The organism is Amycolatopsis sp. A133 (genome assembly GCF_031082405.1).
Lineage (GTDB): Bacteria > Actinomycetota > Actinomycetes > Mycobacteriales > Pseudonocardiaceae > Amycolatopsis.
In genome coordinates this window covers 254,735-270,614 of the sequence record NZ_JAVHJU010000069.1, presented here as the reverse complement: position 1 = coordinate 270,614, position 15,880 = coordinate 254,735, and the positions used below count along the sequence as shown (strand labels likewise).

Genomic DNA, 15,880 nt, shown 5'->3' with positions numbered 1-15,880 from the left:
CAGGCTAGGGACACCCGGCCGGTGAGTTCTTGAACAAATCACGCAGGAACGGCAGGTAGGACGCGCTGTGGTCGTGGCCGCAGGCGCACGCATCGAGGCCGCCGCCGAGGAGGGCGCGCGGGGTCAGCCCGGTCAGGCGGCGGCACTCCCGGTTGAGGTGCGCCTGGTCGGCGTACCCGGCGTCGGCAGCGAGACCGGCCGGGCTGCCGGCGCCCGCCTGGGCCAGCGCGAGGAAGCCCTGGAACCGCAGCGTCCGCTGGAGGACCTTGGGGCTCACGCCCACCGCCTGCAGGCAGCGGCGGCGCAGCTGGCTGGGGGAGAGCGCGAGGTTCCCGGCCAAGGTGTCGATGTCGACCGGGCGCCACGGCATCAGCCGCCGGACGGCCTCGTTCACCAGCGGGTCCACCGCTTTCACCGTCAGCCGGGCCTGGACGACCTCGAGCGCACGCTCCGGGGAGCCGGCCGTGGCCACGGCTTCGGCCAAGCGGCCGTCCGCCAGGTCGACGTGCTGGTCGACCAGGTCGTCGAGGGGCACCGGCAGCGGGGGCGCGGCACCCGGCCGGAACCGCACGCCGACGAGGGTCGTGCGTGGCGGGATGAGCTCGAGCCGCGCCGCGGTCAGCGGGCCGAGCAGCCGGGGCCGGCCGCCGAGCGGGAAGTGGAGCTCGATCCCGCCGGTCGGCAGGTGCCGCTGGACGTACGGTGCGTCACCGGTGCGCTGGACCCAGACCGTCCGCACGAGGCCGGCCAGCGCGGGCACGGGGAGGCGTTCGACGTACACCTTTTGCACCGAAGCGGTTCCGCGAGCGCGGCGTCAAGCGCACCCTTGCGGAACTCCGGCGAACGCGGCGGGAGTAACTTGGTAAGGGTGTTCCCCGAGCATCGTCCCCGCAGGCTTCGCACCACCCCGGCCATGCGCAGGCTGGTGGGCGAAACGACGCTGCGGCCACGCCAGCTGATCCTCCCGATGTTCGTCGCCGAGGGGCTCGACGCGCCCCGGCCGATTTCGAGCATGCCGGGCGTCGTCCAGCACACCCGTGACACGCTGCGGAAGGCCGCCGTCGACGCGGTCAACGCCGGCGTCGGCGGGCTCATGCTGTTCGGCATCCCGGCCACCCGCGACGCCGAGGGCTCCGGGGCCGTCGACGAAAAGGGCATCCTCAACGTCGCCCTGCGCGACCTGCGCCACGAGCTGGGCGACGCCACCGTGCTGATGGCCGACACCTGCCTCGACGAGTTCACCGACCACGGCCACTGCGGCGTCCTCGACGCCGACGGCGGGGTCGACAACGACGCCACGCTGCGCATCTACGCCCAGATGGCCATCGCCCAGGTCGAAGCCGGGGCGCACGTGCTCGGGCCGAGCGGGATGATGGACGGCCAGATCGGCGTCATCCGCCGGGCGCTCGACGAGGTCGGGCACAAGGACGCGGCGATCCTCGCGTACGCCGCGAAGTACGCCAGCGCGTTCTACGGCCCGTTCCGCGAGGCCGTCGACTCGCAGCTCAAGGGCGACCGCAAGACCTACCAGCAGGACCCGGGCAACGCCCGCGAGGCGCTGCGCGAGATCGAGCTGGACCTCGCCGAGGGCGCGGACATGATCATGGTCAAGCCCGCGCTCTCCTACCTGGACGTCATCAAGGCGGCGGCGGACATCTCCCCGGTCCCGGTGGCGGCGTACAACATCTCGGGCGAGTACGCGATGGTCGAAGCCGCGGCGGCGAACGGCTGGCTCGACCGCGAGCGGACCGTCCTCGAGGTGCTGACGTCGATCCGCCGCGCGGGCGCCGACATGATCCTCACCTACTGGGCCGCGGAAGCCGCTGCCTGGCTGGACTGACCCGTTAGAGTCCACGCGTGGAAGACAAAGAGGACCTCACCGGTCTGACCGACGACGAACGGCGCCGACGCGGCCGATCGCCCGACCCGGTGCTCCCCGGCGAGCGGGCACCGAAAGCGGCACCCCCGCGGCCGGTGGCGGTGTCGTTCTGGCTGTGGCTCGCCGGCGGTGTGGTGCTGATCCTCGGGTACGTCCAGCTGATGGCGGGCAAGTCCGCGGTCATCGACCGGTACGTCAAGGGCACCACCGACCCGAAGATCACGCCGCAGATGATCGCCGACGGCGTCACGGCGATGCTGTGGTTCCTCCTCGTCGGGTCGATCGTGTTCACCCTGCTGTTCCTGCTGTTCGCGTACAAGGCCCGCGAAGGCACCCGGTCGGCCCGGACGGTGCTCACCGTCCTGCCGTTCCTCATGGTGCTGCTGATCTTCACCTTCGCGCCGGTGCTCACCTACCTGACGCTCGTCGCGGTGCTGCTGTTCGTCATCGCGCTCGTGCTGCTGTACCTGCCGTCGGTGAGCGGCTACTTCCCCAAGGTCGGCAAGAAGCTGTGAGGCTCTACGCCGAGTCCGGCGTGAGCTGGGCGGCGATCTGGTGGGGTCCGGCGTTCGCCGTGGTGGGCGCGCTGGCGGAGCTCGCCACCGGCGGCCCGGTGCACGTGGTGGGCTGGCTGATGGTCGGGTTCGCGCTGTGCGTGATCACGATGCCGTGGGTGTACGCGCGCCGCCGGTTCCTGTCGCTGGAAGTGACGACCGAGCAGCTGCGGCAGGGCCGCGAGCAGGTACCGGCCGCGCAGATCGCCGAGATCGACGACGTCGGGACGCCGGTCGGTGCGCGGGTGCTGGGCGGCGGCTGGTCGGTGCCGCGGAAGTACGACTCGCTGCCGGTGAAGCTGGCCGACGGCACGGTGGTGCTGGCTTGGGCGAAGGACGTCGAGGCCCTGCGGGACGCGCTGGACCGGCTCGTCCGGGCGACGCCGGGCGAAGCATGAGAAAATCGCCGGTGTGATCGACCTTCCGCAGCCCACCGGGGCCGAGCTCTGGCCGCCGGAAGAACCCGGCCCGCGTGCGCGGCTGCACAAGCCGTGGCGGACGCTCGTCGCCGTCGTGGAAGTCGTGCTCGCCGTTCTCGCCGGGTGGGCCGCCTACGCGTGCTGGCACAACAGCGTCGCCACCGTCGTCACCCGGCTCGAGGACGGGGCCGTGCTCGAGTCGCACCGGTACTTCGGCGGGCTGCTCGCCGGCGCCATCGGGCTCGGTACCGTGGCCGCGCTCCTGCTGGTCGACGCGGTGCGTCAGCTGTCGCTCGCGATCCGTGCGCGGAGTGCCAAGACGAAGGCCTGATCCACAGCTCGCGCACAGGCAACCAACAGTCAATTGCTAAGCGCCGGTACTTGAGTTGCCGCATGACGCGCGTGCGTGCCTCGAAGGCATGGGTGATCAACGGTGCTCTGGTCGTACTGCTGGCCGGGGCGGGATTCGGGATATACCAGGCATTCAGCCCCGAACCGAGTTCCGCGCAGGCGCAGACGCGCAGCACCCCGGTTCGCCGGGCGACGGTCACCGAGACCGTCTCCGCCGCCGGGACCCTCGCCAGCAGCTACACCGGTGCGGCGAACTTCGCGACGGCCGGGAAGGTCGCCTCGATCGACGTCAAGGTCGGTGACGTCGTCAGTGCCGGGCAGAAGCTCGCCACGATCGACAGCACCCAGGCGGCGAAGCAGCTTCAAGTCGCGAAGGCGAACCTCGCGGTCGCGCAGGACAGCCTCGACACCGCCGAGACGGCCGAAGACACCCCGGCCACCGGGCAGAACAGCGCCGCCAACAACGTCACCTCGGCGCAGGCGAAGCTCGACCAGGCCGAGCTCGACGTCCAGACCGCGCAGCAGGCGCTCGACAACACGACGTTGTACGCCCCCGGTGCCGGCACGGTCACCGCGATCAACGGCGCCGTCGGGCAGCAGTCCTCCAGCGGCTCCTCGGCCACGTCGCAGCCGGCCGGCAGCAGCGGCCAAGGCGGTCAAGGTTCGTCGAACTCGAGTGCCGCCGCGTCGAGCAGCAGCAGCTCGAGCAGCGGGTTCATCACCATCACGAACCTGACCGGCCTGGTCGTCGACACCTCGGTCGCGGAGATCGACGTCAGCAAGGTCAAGGCGGGCCAGCAGGCCACCGTGACGCTCAACGCGCTGCCGGACAAGCCGGTCCAGGCCACCGTCTCGAGCGTCAACCTGACCCCGACCACGAGCGGCAGCGTCGTCTCCTACGGCGCGCAGCTGGCGCTGACGAACCCGCCGGACGGGCTGCGGCCCGGCCAGTCGGCGAGCGTCGTGATCACCGTCGCCTCCGCCGAGAACGCGTTGAGCGTGCCGGCCGCGGCGGTGCAGACCGTCGGCAGCACCAACGTCGTCACCGTGCAGGAAAACGGCCAGAACGTCACCCGGCAGGTCCAGGTCGGCCTGCGCGGCGAGTCGACGGTCCAGATCACCTCCGGGCTGACCGAGGGCGAGAACGTCGTGCTCACCGCCACGGCCTCGACCGGCGCCACCGGCGGGACCGGCCGCACCGGCGGCACCGGCGGGTTCGGCGGGACCGGCGGGTTCCCCGGCGGCGGCCAGCGCGGCACCGGCGCCGGCGGCGGCTTCGGCGGGCGCGGATGAACCCGGTGATCGCGGTCTCCGCACTGCGCAAGACCTACGGGGCCGGCGAGACGGCGGTGCACGCGCTGCGCGGCGTCGACCTCACCGTGTGGCCCGGCGAGTACGTCGCGATCATGGGCGCGTCCGGCTCGGGGAAGTCGACGCTGCTGAACATGCTGGGCTGCCTGGACGTGCCGACGTCCGGCCGGTACCTCCTGGACGGGTTCGGCGTCGGGAAGCTGAACGAACGGCAACTGGCGTTGCTGCGCAACCGCAAGATCGGCTTCATCTTCCAGTCGTTCAACCTGGTGCCGAGGACGTCCGCCTTGTCCAATGTGGAACTCCCGCTGGTCTACAGTGGACTCCGGCGCTCGGAACGACGCCGTCGCGCGCTCGCGGCACTGGAGATGGTCGGGCTGTCCGATCGCGCCAAGCACCTCCCGAGCGAGCTCTCCGGCGGCCAGATCCAGCGCGTCGCGGTCGCGCGGGCCCTGGTCACCGGCCCGGCGATGCTGCTGGCCGACGAGCCGACCGGCAACCTCGACCGGCGCAGCACCGAGGACGTCCTCGGCGTGTTCGACCGGCTCAACTCCCTCGGCCGCACCATCGTCGTCATCACCCACGAGGACGAGGTCGCCGAGCACGCGCACCGCGTCGTCCGGGTCGACGACGGGCGCATCGTGTCCGACGAAGTCACGCGCGCCGTCGGAGCGGTCTTGTGAACGTCCTCGAAATCCTGCGGTTCGCCGTGCGCGGGCTCACCGCGAACAAGCTGCGCTCGGCCCTCACCACCCTCGGCATCACCATCGGCGTCGCGGCGGTGATCCTGCTGGTCGCGGTGGGCAACGGCGCGTCGGCGGCCATCGCGGCCAGCATCCAGGGCCTCGGCACCAACGTCGTCAACGTCTCCCCGGCCCGCGGCGGCGGGCAGGGCGCGACGGCGCGGCCGCTGACCGTCCAGGACGCGCACGCGCTGGTCGACCCCGTCGGCGCGCCGGACGTCAAGGCCGCGTCACCGGTGGTGAACACGACGGCGACCGCGACCTACGGGCAGACGTCCTACGACATCTCCAGCGTCGCCGGCACCGAGCCCGCATACTTCACGACGACCAACCGCGAACTCGCCCAGGGCCGGCTGTTCACCGCCGAAGACGTCACGGCCGCGCGGAAGGTCGTCGTGCTCGGCCCGACGACGGCGGAGTCGATCTTCGGGACGGCCGACCCGGTCGGTCGGAACGTGCTGCTGAACAGCATCCAGTTCACCGTGATCGGAGTGCTGCAGGCCAAGGGCAGCACCGGGCTGCAGAACGCCGACGACGTCGCGATCGCGCCGATTTCGGCGGTCCAGAACTCCCTCGCCGGCTACGGCAGCCTCAGCCAGATCGCCGTCCAGGCCACCAGCGCCGACTCCGTCTCGCTGGCCCAGTCGGAGATCACCGCGATCCTCAACGCCCGCCACGGCATCCGGCTCGGCGGCACCCCCGATTACCAGATCCAGAACTCCGAGCAGCTCCTGGCGACCCGGACGTCGGCGACGGAGACGTTCACCGTGCTGCTGGCGGCGGTCGCGGCGATCTCCCTGCTGGTCGGCGGCATCGGCGTCACCAACATCATGCTCGTCACGGTGACCGAGCGGATCCGCGAAATCGGCATCCGCAAGGCCATCGGCGCCCCGCGCTCGGCCATCCTCGGCCAGTTCCTCGCCGAAGCGACCATGCTCAGCCTGTTCGGCGGGTTGCTCGGCGTCGCGATCGGGCTGATCGGCAGCCGGTTCACCATCTCCGGGATCAAACCGGTCGTGGTGCCCTCGTCGATCCTGCTCGCCTTCGCGGTCTCCGCCCTGATCGGGCTGTTCTTCGGCAGCTTCCCGGCGAACCGGGCCGCCAAGCTGCGGCCCATCGACGCCCTGCGTCACGAATAAGGAGCCTTCCCATGCCTTCCCCCACCGAACCGGCACTTTCACGTGAAAGTGCCCACCAGGGGGCCGCACTTTCACGTGAAAGTGCGGCTCTGGAGCCGAGCGCGGAGGAGATCGTCGCCAGGCCGGCGGTCGACGGTGACCTGAACGCCGAGATGCGCCAAGCCGCGAAGCCGTTTTCGCGCACCACGCTGGTGCTCGCCGGGCTCGTCGTCCTGGCGGTCGCGTTCGGCGGTGGTGCCTGGACCCACGCGGCGTTCGGGTCGTCGTCGCCCTCGACGCCCACCCGGCAAGCGGGGGGCACCCAAGCCGGCACCGGCCAGCAGGGCGGCGGGTTCCGGGGCGCCGGGGGCCGTGGCACCACCGGCACGGTCGACCGCGTCGACGGCACCACGGTGTACGTCAAGACCGCGCAAGGTGCCGACGTCAAGGTGTCCACATCGGACTCGACCACGGTCGGGGTCACCCAGCAGGGCAAGCTGTCGGACCTCAAGCCGGGCGCGACGGTCGTCGTCCAGGGCCAAGCGGGCAGCGACGGGACGGTGACCGCGCAGGCCATCACCCAGGAGGCCGCGCGCTAGTTCAGGACGATGATCGCGGTGTTGAGCGCCGTCGCGTAGAGGATCCAGGCGAGGTAGGGCACCTGGAGCGCGGCGGCGAGCTTCGACCGGCGGGCGAACAGGACGATCGTCACCACCACGACGACGTCCAGCAGCACGATGTCGGCCAGCGCGACCCGGGCCGCGCCGCTTTCGAAGAACAAGGGCGTCCAGAGCAGGTTGGACAGCAGGCCGATGCCGTACGCGGCGAACCCGCGCGTCTCGCCGTCGGTCCGCCAGTACAGCCAGCCGGACACCGCGATGGTGATGTACAGCACCGTCCACACCGGACCGAACAGGGAGGCGGGCGGCGCCCACGGCGGCTGCTCGAGCCGCGCGTAGACGTCTCTCGCCGACGTCGCGGCCAGGCCGCCGACCACGGCCACCACGGCGACGACGCCGAGGAAGCCGGCCAGCATGAGCCACTGGTTGCGGTGCGGGACGCGTTCGGTCACCGGCTGCTCCCCTCCCGGGCGGCTGACCGCCATCCTAGGCGGGTTTGGGAGACTGAACCTCATTCTGGTTAGGCCGGCGCTACGGGTAGCGACCGGCCCGCCTACGGTGACCTGTCGCGCCGGCCGACGGCTGAATGAGGTTCACTGAACCCGTGAGCACTGGAACCGAGCAGTCCAAGGCATGGTTCGACCGCGCGAAGACGGCCATCCCGGGCGGGGTGAACTCGCCGGTGCGCGCGTTCAACTCGGTCGGCGGCACCCCGCGGTTCATGGTCCGCGGCGAGGGCCCGCACCTGTGGGACGCCGACGGCAACCGCTACGTCGACCTGGTGTCCTCCTGGGGCCCGATGATCCTGGGGCACGCGCACCCGGCGGTCGTCGAGGCGGCGCGCTCGGCGGCGACGTCGGGGCTCTCGTTCGGCACACCGACCATCGGCGAGGTCGAGCTGGCCGAGGAGATCATCGGCCGGGTCGCGCCGGTCGAGCGGGTCCGGCTGGTCAACTCGGGCACCGAGGCCACCATGAGCGCGATCCGGCTGGCCAGGGGGTTCACCGGCCGGTCGAAGATCGTGAAGTTCGCCGGGTGTTACCACGGTCACGTCGACGCGCTGCTCGCCGAGGCCGGCTCCGGCGTCGCGACGCTCGGGCTGCCGACGTCGCCGGGCGTCACCGGGGCCCAGGCCGCGGACACGCTGGTGCTGCCCTACAACGACCTCGACGCCGTCCGGAAATCCTTTGTGGACAACCCGGGGGAGATCGCCGCGGTGATCACCGAGGCCGCGGCGGGCAACATGGGCGCGGTCGCCCCGGCCGACGGCTTCAACGCGGGGCTGCGTGAGATCGCCCACGAGCACGGCGCGCTGCTGATCATGGACGAGGTGATGACCGGGTTCCGCGTCTCGCACGCGGGCTGGTTCGGCCTCGAAGGCGTCGCCGGCGACCTCTACACGTTCGGCAAGGTGATGTCCGGCGGCCTGCCGGCGGCGGCCTTCGGCGGCCGCGCCGACGTGATGGCCAAGCTCGCCCCGGGCGGGCCGGTCTACCAGGCCGGGACGCTCTCCGGGAACCCCGTCGCGGTGGCGGCGGGCCTCGCGACGCTGCGGGCGGCCGACTACGCCGTGTACGCAGCTCTCGACGCCAACGCGAAGCGCCTCGGCAACCTCTTCCACGCCGCTTTGAGCGAAGCGGGGGTCGCGCACAACGTCCAGTACGCGGGCAACCTGGTGAGCGTGTTCTTCGGGGAAACGCCGGTCCGCGACTACGCCGGCGCGCAGGCGTCCGAAACGTGGCGCTTCCCGCCGTTCTTCCACGCGTTGCTCGACGGAGGCGTCTACGCGCCCCCGAGCGCGTACGAGGCCTGGTTCGTCAACGCGGCCATGGACGACGAAGCGTTCTCGGTGATCGAAGCGGCGCTGCCCGCGGCGGCGCGCGCGGCGGCCGGAGCCGTCCAGTGACCACCGTCGTCCACATGCTGCGGCACGGCGAAGTGCACAACCCCGAGAAGATCCTCTACGGCCGCCTGGAGGGCTACCGGCTCTCCGAGCGCGGGCAGCGTCAGGCGCTCACGGTCGCCGAAGCCGTCGCGGGGCACGACCTCGTGCACGTCGTCGCTTCGCCGCTTCAGCGGGCGCAGGAGACGGCGGCCCCGATCGCCGCCGCCCACCGGCTCGACATCACCACCGACGGGGGCCTGATCGAGGCCGGCAACCAGTTCGAAGGCCTGCACGTGGCGGTCGGCGACGGCGCGCTGCGGGAGCCGCGGCACTGGCCGAAGCTGGTGAACCCGTTCAAGCCGTCGTGGGGCGAGCCGTACCTCGAAATCGCCCACCGGATGCTCGGCGCGGTCCACCGGGCGCGCGAGGCCGCGGCCGGGCACGAAGCTCTCTGCGTGTCGCACCAGCTGCCGATCTGGACGCTGCGGCGCTTCCTCGAGGGCAAGCGCCTGTGGCACGACCCGCGGCGCCGCCAGTGCTCGCTGGCTTCGCTGACGTCGCTGGTGTTCGACGGCGACGAGCTGCGCGAGATCGTCTACAGCGAGCCGGCGGGTACGACCGACCCGAAGGTGACCGGGGCGTGAAGCGGCTGCTGGTCGCGACGGTCGCGGCGCTGGCACTGGCCGGGTGCAGCGCGGGCAAGGACGCGGTGGTCCAGGGGAGCAGCTTCAGCTTCGTCTCCCCGGGCGGCCAGGTCGACATCGCCTACGACGTCGCCGAGCGCCAGACGGCCCCGGTCCTCGCCGGCGACGACCTCATGAACGAGGGCAAGCAGCTGTCGCTGGCGGACTTCCCCGGCAAGGTCGTCGTGCTGAACCTGTGGGGCCAGTGGTGCGGCCCGTGCCGCACGGAGGCGCCGGAGATGGAGGCGCTGGCCAAGCGGGGCGTCCAGGTGGTGGGCATCGACGTCCGCGACCCGGCGCGGGAGGTGGCGCAGGACTTCGTGCGGGACCGGAAGCTGACGTACCCGTCGATCTACGACCCGGACGGCCGGGTGCTGCTCAAGCTGAGCGGCTACCCGCGCAACATCATCCCGTCGACGATCGTGCTGGACAAGCAGCACCGCGTGGCGGCGGTGTTCCTCCGGCAGGTGCTGGCCCAGGACCTGCTCCCGGTCACGCAGCGGCTGGACGCGGAGGCCTGATCGGGGCTTTTGCCGGTTTTTAACCGGTTCGCGAGGGCGCTGGGTTATGTTCCCCATGATCGTTTTGCTCGACCAAGGGGAGAATTCATGCTGAAGAAGATCGCGGCCGTCGCGCTGATCGCCGCCGCCGCGACCACGACCGTGGCGGTGCCGGCGTCGGCCGCCACGACCTCGGCGTCCGCGCCGGTCACCGTCCAGGGGTTCACGCTGCTCAAGGAGCGGACCGGCTACGGCCGCGCGCTCCGCCTGTGGCTGAACACCGCCAACAACCAGGTGCACGCGAACCTGTCCGGCGCGCGGTACGGCGACAAGCTGTCCATCGGCAGCTGCTGCTACCCGTACACGACCTACGAGACGGTCACCAGCAACGGCCAGTCGGAGCTCAACACGGGGGAGTACGGCAACTACGGCCCCAGCGTGAACGGCGTGTTCGCGAGCGGCGGCGAACTCCACTTCTGATCGACCGGGCCCAAGCGCCCCAATGTGGCGTTGGTTGCGTTCAACGCACCCAATGTGGCGTTCGGTGCGTTCAACGCACCGAAAGCCACATTGGGGCGCTTGGGCGGACTCGGGACTTAGGTCCTGAACTGCTGTGACGGAGGTCCTCTGAGGCGGCCCCGGCGTTCTCACCAGGACCTCACTCCCTACCCTCAGGGGGGTGAACTCCGTGACCGAGCTGGCGATCTCCGGACCGCTGCTGCTCGCCGCGGGTGTCGCGCTCCTGGCCGGGGCGCTCTCCTTCGCCTCGCCGTGCGTGGTGCCGCTCGTGCCGGGGTACCTCGCCTACCTCGCCGCGCTCGTCGGGGCCGACGCTCCCGCCGTCAGCGCCGATGAAGAGCGCAAGCAGGGGCGGTGGGCCGTTGTCGGGGCCGCGCTGCTGTTCGTGCTCGGGTTCACCGTCGTCTTCGTCGCCACGATGGGCACCCTCGTCTGGCTGACGGCGACCCTCACGCTCAACCAGGACCTCCTGCAGCGCATCGGCGGGGTCCTCACCATCGGCATGGCCTTCGTCTTCCTCGGCTGGATCCCCGGCCTGCAGCGCGAGGTGCGCTCGCACCACGTCCCGCGCGGCGGCGTCTGGGGTGCCCCGCTGCTCGGGGCGATCTTCGGCCTCGGCTGGACGCCGTGCATCGGCCCGACGCTGTCCGCCGTCACCACCCTGGCCAGCGCCACCGGCGGGGCCGAAGCCCGCGGCTACCTGCTGATCGCCGTCTACTGCCTCGGTCTCGGGCTGCCGTTCCTGCTCATCGCGCTCGGCGCCCGCTGGGCCGTGCGCGCCACCGACTGGGTGCGCCGGCACGGCCGCCAGGTGCAGATCTTCGGTGGCGTGCTGCTGCTGATCGTCGGCGTCCTGCTGGTCACCGGCGTCTGGGGGGATCTGATGGGCTGGCTCCGCAACGAACTCGCCGTCGACCTGAGGCTGCCGCTGTGACGACCACGGAGGCGCCCCCGGTGGCGCCACAGGGCCCCACCCCCGCCAAGCGCACCTTCGCCTTCCTGCGCAACACCTGGCGCGGCTTGACGTCCATGCGCACCGCGCTGGTCCTGCTGTTCCTCCTCGCGCTGGCCGCCCTGCCGGGCGCGCTCCTGCCGCAGCGCAAGCTCAACGCCCCCAAGGTCGACGAGTACATCGCCGCCCACGGCTGGTGGGGGACGCTGCTCGACAAGCTCGAGTTCTACGACGTCTACTCCAGCATCTGGTTTTCGGCGATCTACCTGCTGCTGATGGTCTCCCTCGTGGGCTGCCTGACCCCGCGCAGCTTCGAGTACGTCAAGGCGATGCGCGCCAAGCCGGTGCTCACCCCGCGCAACCTGGCCCGGATGCCGCACCACCGGCTCGGCCGCGGCAAGCCCGACGTCGCCGCCGAGATCGCGGCCGTCCACAAGCAGCTCTCCGGCTGGCGGCGGGTCGAACGCGAGGAAGCCGGCGGCGTTCGCACGATCTCCGCCGAACGCGGGTTCCTGCGCGAGACCGGCAACCTGATCTTCCACTTCAGCATGCTCGGCCTGATCGTCTTCTTCGCCCTCGGCAAGCTCTACGGCTACGAGGGCCAGGTCATCGTCCAGGCCGACGGCGACAGCTTCTGCAACGCCGGCATCTACAACTACGACTCCTTCAACGCGGGCCTGCGCGTCGACGGCACCGACCTCGACCCGTTCTGCGTGAAGGTCAACGACTTCACCGCGCGCTACACCGAGTCCGGCCAGCCCGACTACTACCACTCGAACATCGAGTACCAGTCCGGCCCGGACCTCGAGACCGGCACCTGGCGCCCGTACGGCCTCGAGGTCAACTCGCCGCTGCGCACCGCGGGCGACCGCGTCTACCTGCTCGGCCACGGCTACTCGCCGAAGTTCACGGTCACCTTCCCGGACGGCTCGCAGCGCACCCAGAACACCCAGTGGCGCACGGTCGACCCGACCACGATGCTCGCCGAGGGCGCGACGAAGTTCGACCAGCCCGGCATCACCGACGAGGTGCAGCGGCGGACCCGCCAGCTGGCCATCACCGGCCTGTTCGCCCCGACGGCGTTCCTGCACGGCAACGTCCTGACGTCGTCGGCGCCCGAAGCGAATGACCCCGCCGTCGCCGTCGACATCCTGCGCGGCGACCTCGGCCTGGACGCCGGGCGCGGCCAGTCGGTCTTCGAAGTCGACCAGTCGCTCGTCGACGACGGCAGGCTGAAGAAGGTCGCCCGTGAAAACCTGAAGGCCGGCCAGGAGATCAAGCTCGACGACGGGACGAAGATCCGCTTCGACGGCGTCGGCCAGTGGGTCTCGCTCCAGGTTTCCCACGACCCCACCCAGGGGTTCGTGCTCGGTTTTGCCATCGCGATGTTCGTCGGCCTCGGCGCGTCCTTGCTGGTCAAGCGCCGCCGGCTGTGGGTGCGGGTGAAACCGGGGACCGCGGACGACCCGGGTACCGTGATCGAGGTCGCCGGGCTGGCCCGCACCGACCAGGCCGGGTACGGCGAAGAGTTCCACCGGATCAGCGAACGCCTGATCAGTGGGCAGAAGGGCTGAGGCATGCCGATCAACGAGACGCTGTCGACCTACAGCGACTGGCTGTACACGACCGCCGCGGCGATCTACGTCGTCGCGCTGATGTTCACCCTGATCGAGCAGGGCTTCGGCGCGAAGGGCCGGCTCGCCATGGAACGCGCCCAGCGGCGGTCCCGCGAGCTCGTCGGGGCCGGCGGGCCGCCGGTCGAGGAGCTCCCGGCCGCGCCGCGCGAGGTCGGCCGCCCCGAGCGGATCGGCCGGATGGGCGCGTCACTGCTCGTGCTCGGCGCGCTGCTGCAGCTGTCGGCGATCGTGCTGCGCGGGCTCGCCGTGCACCGCGCGCCGTGGGGCAACATGTACGAGTACGGCATGGCGGTCACCTTCATCACGGTGGTCACCTGGATCGTCGTGATGTGGAAGTTCCCGGTCCGGCACCTCACCGGCTTCCTGCTGCTGCCCGTCGTCATCCTGATGTTCGTCAACGGCACGATGCTGTACACGACCGCGGCGCCGGTGCAGCCCGCGCTGCAGTCGTACTGGCTGGTCATCCACGTCTCGGCGGCCATCATCGGCTCCGGCGTCTTCCTGGTCCCCGGCGTCGCGAGCGTGCTCTACCTCTTCCGCGCGGCCTACGACAAGGACGACACGAAGTTCGCCCGGTTTGCCTCGAAGCTGCCCGTGGCCGACGTCCTCGACCGGATCGCCTACCGGACCACCATCTTCGCCTTCCCGGTGTTCACCTTCGGCGTGCTCTGCGGCGCGGTCTGGGCCGAGTCGGCGTGGGGCCGGTTCTGGGGGTGGGACCCCAAGGAGACCGTCGCGTTCATCGCGTGGGTCGTCTACGCGGCCTACCTGCACTCGCGGGCGACCGCGGGCTGGCGCGGAGCCCGGGCCGCGGCCATCAACATCGTCGGGTTCGCCGCGATCATCTTCAACCTGTTCTTCGTGAACCTGGTCACCGCGGGCCTGCACTCCTACGCCGGGGTGGGCTGAGCGTCCCGCGCGTCCGCCGACTACCGTCGACACCGGGGGCGGAGTGTCAGGCGGAGCGCGTGGAGGTTTTCACCGGTGACCGGACCCAGCGAAGAATCGGCTCCAGGCCACCCCGAACAGGCTGAACCGGCCGCTGCCGCACCGCAGCCGGGCCTGTTCACCGACGACCGGACGGACTCACACCCGCACCCGGAGACGTCGGGGGCGTACGACGTGCAGCCCACGCAGGCGGTGGCGCCGCCGCCCAACCCGGCGGTGTCGGGCCCGCACCAGGTGCCGAACCCGGCCGTGTCCGGGCCGCACCAGGTGGCCAATCCCGCCGTGCCGGGGCCGCCCCAGGTGCCCTACGGCTACGACCAGAACCTGCCGCCGCTGCAGCCGCAGTACGGCGACCCAGCGCAGCAGTACCAGGCCCACGCCCAGTACCCGCAGCAGCAGCAGCCGTCCGGCCTGCCGCAGCCCCAGGGCGGCCGGCACGCGGCGCCGCCGCAGCCGGGCCACGGCCACGACCTGGCGACCGCGCACCTGGTCAAGCAGGTCAAGCGGCCCCCGCAGTCGGGCTGGCGCAAGGCGGTCTACGTCGGCACCGGGAAGCTGGTCAACCCGGGGGAGAGCCCGGCGGACACCCGCCGCCGCGAGCTCATCGCCCGCGTCAACCAGCCGCTGCGCGGTTGCTACAAGATCGCGATGCTGTCGCTCAAGGGCGGCGTCGGCAAGACCACGGTGACCACGACGCTGGGCTCGACGTTCGCGTCCCTGCGCGGTGACCGCGTGGTCGCGGTGGACGCCAACCCGGACCGCGGCACGTTGTCGCAGAAGATCCCGCTGGAGACCACCGCGACGGTCCGCCACCTGCTGCGTGATGCCGCCCGCATCACGCGCTACAGCGACGTCCGGTCGTACACGTCCCAGGGCTCCAGCCGGCTGGAGATCCTGGCCAGCGAGCAGGACCCGGCCGTGTCGGAGGCCTTCTCCGAGGACGACTACCGGCGCACGGTGAACCTGCTGGAGCACTTCTACAACATCGTGCTCACCGACTGCGGGACCGGCCTGATGCACTCGGCGATGAAGGGTGTCCTGGACGTCGCCGACGCGCTGGTCGTGGTCTCGTCCGGCTCGGTCGACGGCGCCCGCAGCGCCTCGGCGACGCTGGACTGGCTCGAGGCGCACGGCTACGGCGAGCTGGTCAAACGCTCGGTCGCGGTGATCAACTCGGTCCGGCCCAAGGGCGGCTCGGTCGACCTCGACAAGCTGTCGGCGCACTTCGGCGCGAAGGTCCGGGCGGTCTGCAAGGTGCCGTTCGACCCGCACCTGGAGGAAGGCGCGGAAATCGAGCTGGACCGCCTGTCCGGCGACACCGGCCTGGCCCTGCTGGAACTGGCGGCGACGGTCGCCGACGGCTTCGCAACCCCGCTCTCCCAGGGTTACCGCTGACCAGGTCACCTACCGGTCGTGAGTGGTAAAGCGGGTTCTAACCCGACTTATCACTCACGACCAGGCGCGGCGAAGGTAAAGGCCGGCCTAAAGGTCTTCGTCCCGGCGTTTGCGCTGCTGTTCGGCCAGCTGGCGCAGGAAATCGGGGTCGTCGTCCGGGGCGAGGGGGGCGCGGCGTGGAGCCGAGGGCACCCCGATCCGCTGACCGGCGAACGACCGCCACAAGAGCAGGGCGACGACCAGCGCGCCGACCGCTGCGAGCAGAGCGAGCATGCCGGATCCTTCCGTATGGCTGCCTGTCCCCCGAGGTTAACCTCTCCGGCCGTGTGGTGGGCCTGAAGCCGGGTCACCAAAGCACGAAGGCCG

19 protein-coding genes are annotated in these 15,880 nt (G+C 71.1%); 16 read left to right on the top strand and 3 right to left on the bottom strand.

Annotated elements, in window-relative coordinates; genetic code table 11:
• Positions 1 to 4: 4 nt before the first annotated feature.
• Entirely contained in the window at positions 5 to 781 is a 777-nt protein-coding gene (locus tag Q5425_RS42785) for a helix-turn-helix transcriptional regulator (protein ID WP_308678162.1), read from the bottom strand.
• Positions 782 to 868: 87 nt separating this feature from the next.
• Between Q5425_RS42785 and hemB the strand changes: the two genes are divergently transcribed.
• The 8 genes from hemB to Q5425_RS42745 all read left to right on the top strand — a co-directional run bounded on the left by hemB (position 869) and on the right by Q5425_RS42745 (position 6,974).
• Positions 869 to 1,840, top strand: coding sequence for a porphobilinogen synthase (gene hemB / locus Q5425_RS42780; protein WP_308678161.1), 972 nt, complete (start codon positions 869 to 871; stop codon positions 1,838 to 1,840).
• A gap of 17 nt (positions 1,841 to 1,857) precedes the next feature.
• Positions 1,858 to 2,394, top strand: a complete 537-nt coding sequence (locus Q5425_RS42775) for a hypothetical protein (RefSeq protein WP_308678160.1) — start codon at positions 1,858 to 1,860, stop codon at positions 2,392 to 2,394.
• Complete coding sequence (locus Q5425_RS42770; RefSeq protein WP_308678159.1) at positions 2,391 to 2,831, top strand: DUF3093 family protein; 441 nt, start codon at positions 2,391 to 2,393, stop codon at positions 2,829 to 2,831. The genes Q5425_RS42775 and Q5425_RS42770 overlap by 4 nt, the downstream gene beginning before the upstream one ends.
• Positions 2,832 to 2,844: 13 nt before the next feature.
• Positions 2,845 to 3,183, top strand: coding sequence for a hypothetical protein (locus Q5425_RS42765; protein ID WP_308678158.1), 339 nt, complete (start codon positions 2,845 to 2,847; stop codon positions 3,181 to 3,183).
• Between the two features lie 62 nt (positions 3,184 to 3,245).
• Positions 3,246 to 4,496 (top strand): efflux RND transporter periplasmic adaptor subunit, encoded by a 1,251-nt coding sequence (locus Q5425_RS42760; RefSeq protein WP_308678157.1) that lies wholly within the window; start codon positions 3,246 to 3,248, stop codon positions 4,494 to 4,496.
• Complete coding sequence (locus tag Q5425_RS42755) at positions 4,493 to 5,197, top strand: ABC transporter ATP-binding protein (protein WP_308678156.1); 705 nt, start codon at positions 4,493 to 4,495, stop codon at positions 5,195 to 5,197. The genes Q5425_RS42760 and Q5425_RS42755 overlap by 4 nt, the downstream gene beginning before the upstream one ends.
• Positions 5,194 to 6,396, top strand: a complete 1,203-nt coding sequence (locus Q5425_RS42750) for an ABC transporter permease (protein WP_308678155.1) — start codon at positions 5,194 to 5,196, stop codon at positions 6,394 to 6,396. The genes Q5425_RS42755 and Q5425_RS42750 overlap by 4 nt, the downstream gene beginning before the upstream one ends.
• Positions 6,397 to 6,407: 11 nt before the next feature.
• On the top strand, positions 6,408 to 6,974 hold the full coding sequence (locus Q5425_RS42745) for a hypothetical protein (RefSeq protein WP_308678154.1): 567 nt from the start codon (positions 6,408 to 6,410) through the stop codon (positions 6,972 to 6,974).
• On the opposite strand, the gene Q5425_RS42740 is transcribed toward Q5425_RS42745, so the two are convergent.
• The gene (locus tag Q5425_RS42740; RefSeq protein ID WP_308678153.1) at positions 6,971 to 7,447 is read right to left on the bottom strand and encodes a TspO/MBR family protein; all 477 of its coding nucleotides are present in this window, start codon (positions 7,445 to 7,447) and stop codon (positions 6,971 to 6,973) included. The genes Q5425_RS42745 and Q5425_RS42740 overlap by 4 nt on opposite strands.
• 152 nt (positions 7,448 to 7,599) lie before the next feature.
• Here Q5425_RS42740 and hemL point away from each other — a divergent pair, with 152 nt between their 5' ends.
• The 8 genes from hemL (at position 7,600) to Q5425_RS42700 (ending at position 15,514) form a co-directional block, all read left to right on the top strand.
• Complete coding sequence (gene hemL / locus Q5425_RS42735; protein ID WP_308678152.1) at positions 7,600 to 8,901, top strand: glutamate-1-semialdehyde 2,1-aminomutase; 1,302 nt, start codon at positions 7,600 to 7,602, stop codon at positions 8,899 to 8,901.
• Entirely contained in the window at positions 8,898 to 9,524 is a 627-nt protein-coding gene (locus tag Q5425_RS42730) for a histidine phosphatase family protein (RefSeq protein ID WP_308678151.1), read from the top strand. The genes hemL and Q5425_RS42730 overlap by 4 nt, the downstream gene beginning before the upstream one ends.
• Positions 9,521 to 10,084, top strand: coding sequence for a TlpA disulfide reductase family protein (locus Q5425_RS42725; RefSeq protein WP_308678150.1), 564 nt, complete (start codon positions 9,521 to 9,523; stop codon positions 10,082 to 10,084). The genes Q5425_RS42730 and Q5425_RS42725 overlap by 4 nt, the downstream gene beginning before the upstream one ends.
• Positions 10,085 to 10,171: 87 nt before the next feature.
• The gene (locus Q5425_RS42720) at positions 10,172 to 10,543 is read left to right on the top strand and encodes a hypothetical protein (RefSeq protein WP_308678149.1); all 372 of its coding nucleotides are present in this window, start codon (positions 10,172 to 10,174) and stop codon (positions 10,541 to 10,543) included.
• 199 nt (positions 10,544 to 10,742) lie between these two features.
• Complete coding sequence (locus tag Q5425_RS42715; protein ID WP_308678148.1) at positions 10,743 to 11,516, top strand: cytochrome c biogenesis CcdA family protein; 774 nt, start codon at positions 10,743 to 10,745, stop codon at positions 11,514 to 11,516.
• A complete protein-coding gene (locus tag Q5425_RS42710) occupies positions 11,513 to 13,108 on the top strand; it encodes a cytochrome c biogenesis protein ResB (protein ID WP_308678147.1) in 1,596 nt (531 codons plus the stop codon). The genes Q5425_RS42715 and Q5425_RS42710 overlap by 4 nt, the downstream gene beginning before the upstream one ends.
• A 3-nt stretch (positions 13,109 to 13,111) precedes the next feature.
• Positions 13,112 to 14,080 carry a c-type cytochrome biogenesis protein CcsB gene (gene ccsB / locus Q5425_RS42705; protein ID WP_308678146.1) on the top strand — a complete coding sequence of 323 codons (969 nt, stop codon included), beginning with the start codon at positions 13,112 to 13,114 and terminating at the stop codon, positions 14,078 to 14,080.
• A gap of 75 nt (positions 14,081 to 14,155) precedes the next feature.
• The gene (locus tag Q5425_RS42700) at positions 14,156 to 15,514 is read left to right on the top strand and encodes an AAA family ATPase (protein ID WP_308678145.1); all 1,359 of its coding nucleotides are present in this window, start codon (positions 14,156 to 14,158) and stop codon (positions 15,512 to 15,514) included.
• An 87-nt stretch (positions 15,515 to 15,601) separates the two neighbouring features.
• On the opposite strand, the gene Q5425_RS42695 is transcribed toward Q5425_RS42700, so the two are convergent.
• Positions 15,602 to 15,787 carry a hypothetical protein gene (locus Q5425_RS42695; protein ID WP_043783873.1) on the bottom strand — a complete coding sequence of 62 codons (186 nt, stop codon included), beginning with the start codon at positions 15,785 to 15,787 and terminating at the stop codon, positions 15,602 to 15,604.
• Positions 15,788 to 15,880: the final 93 nt, after the last annotated feature.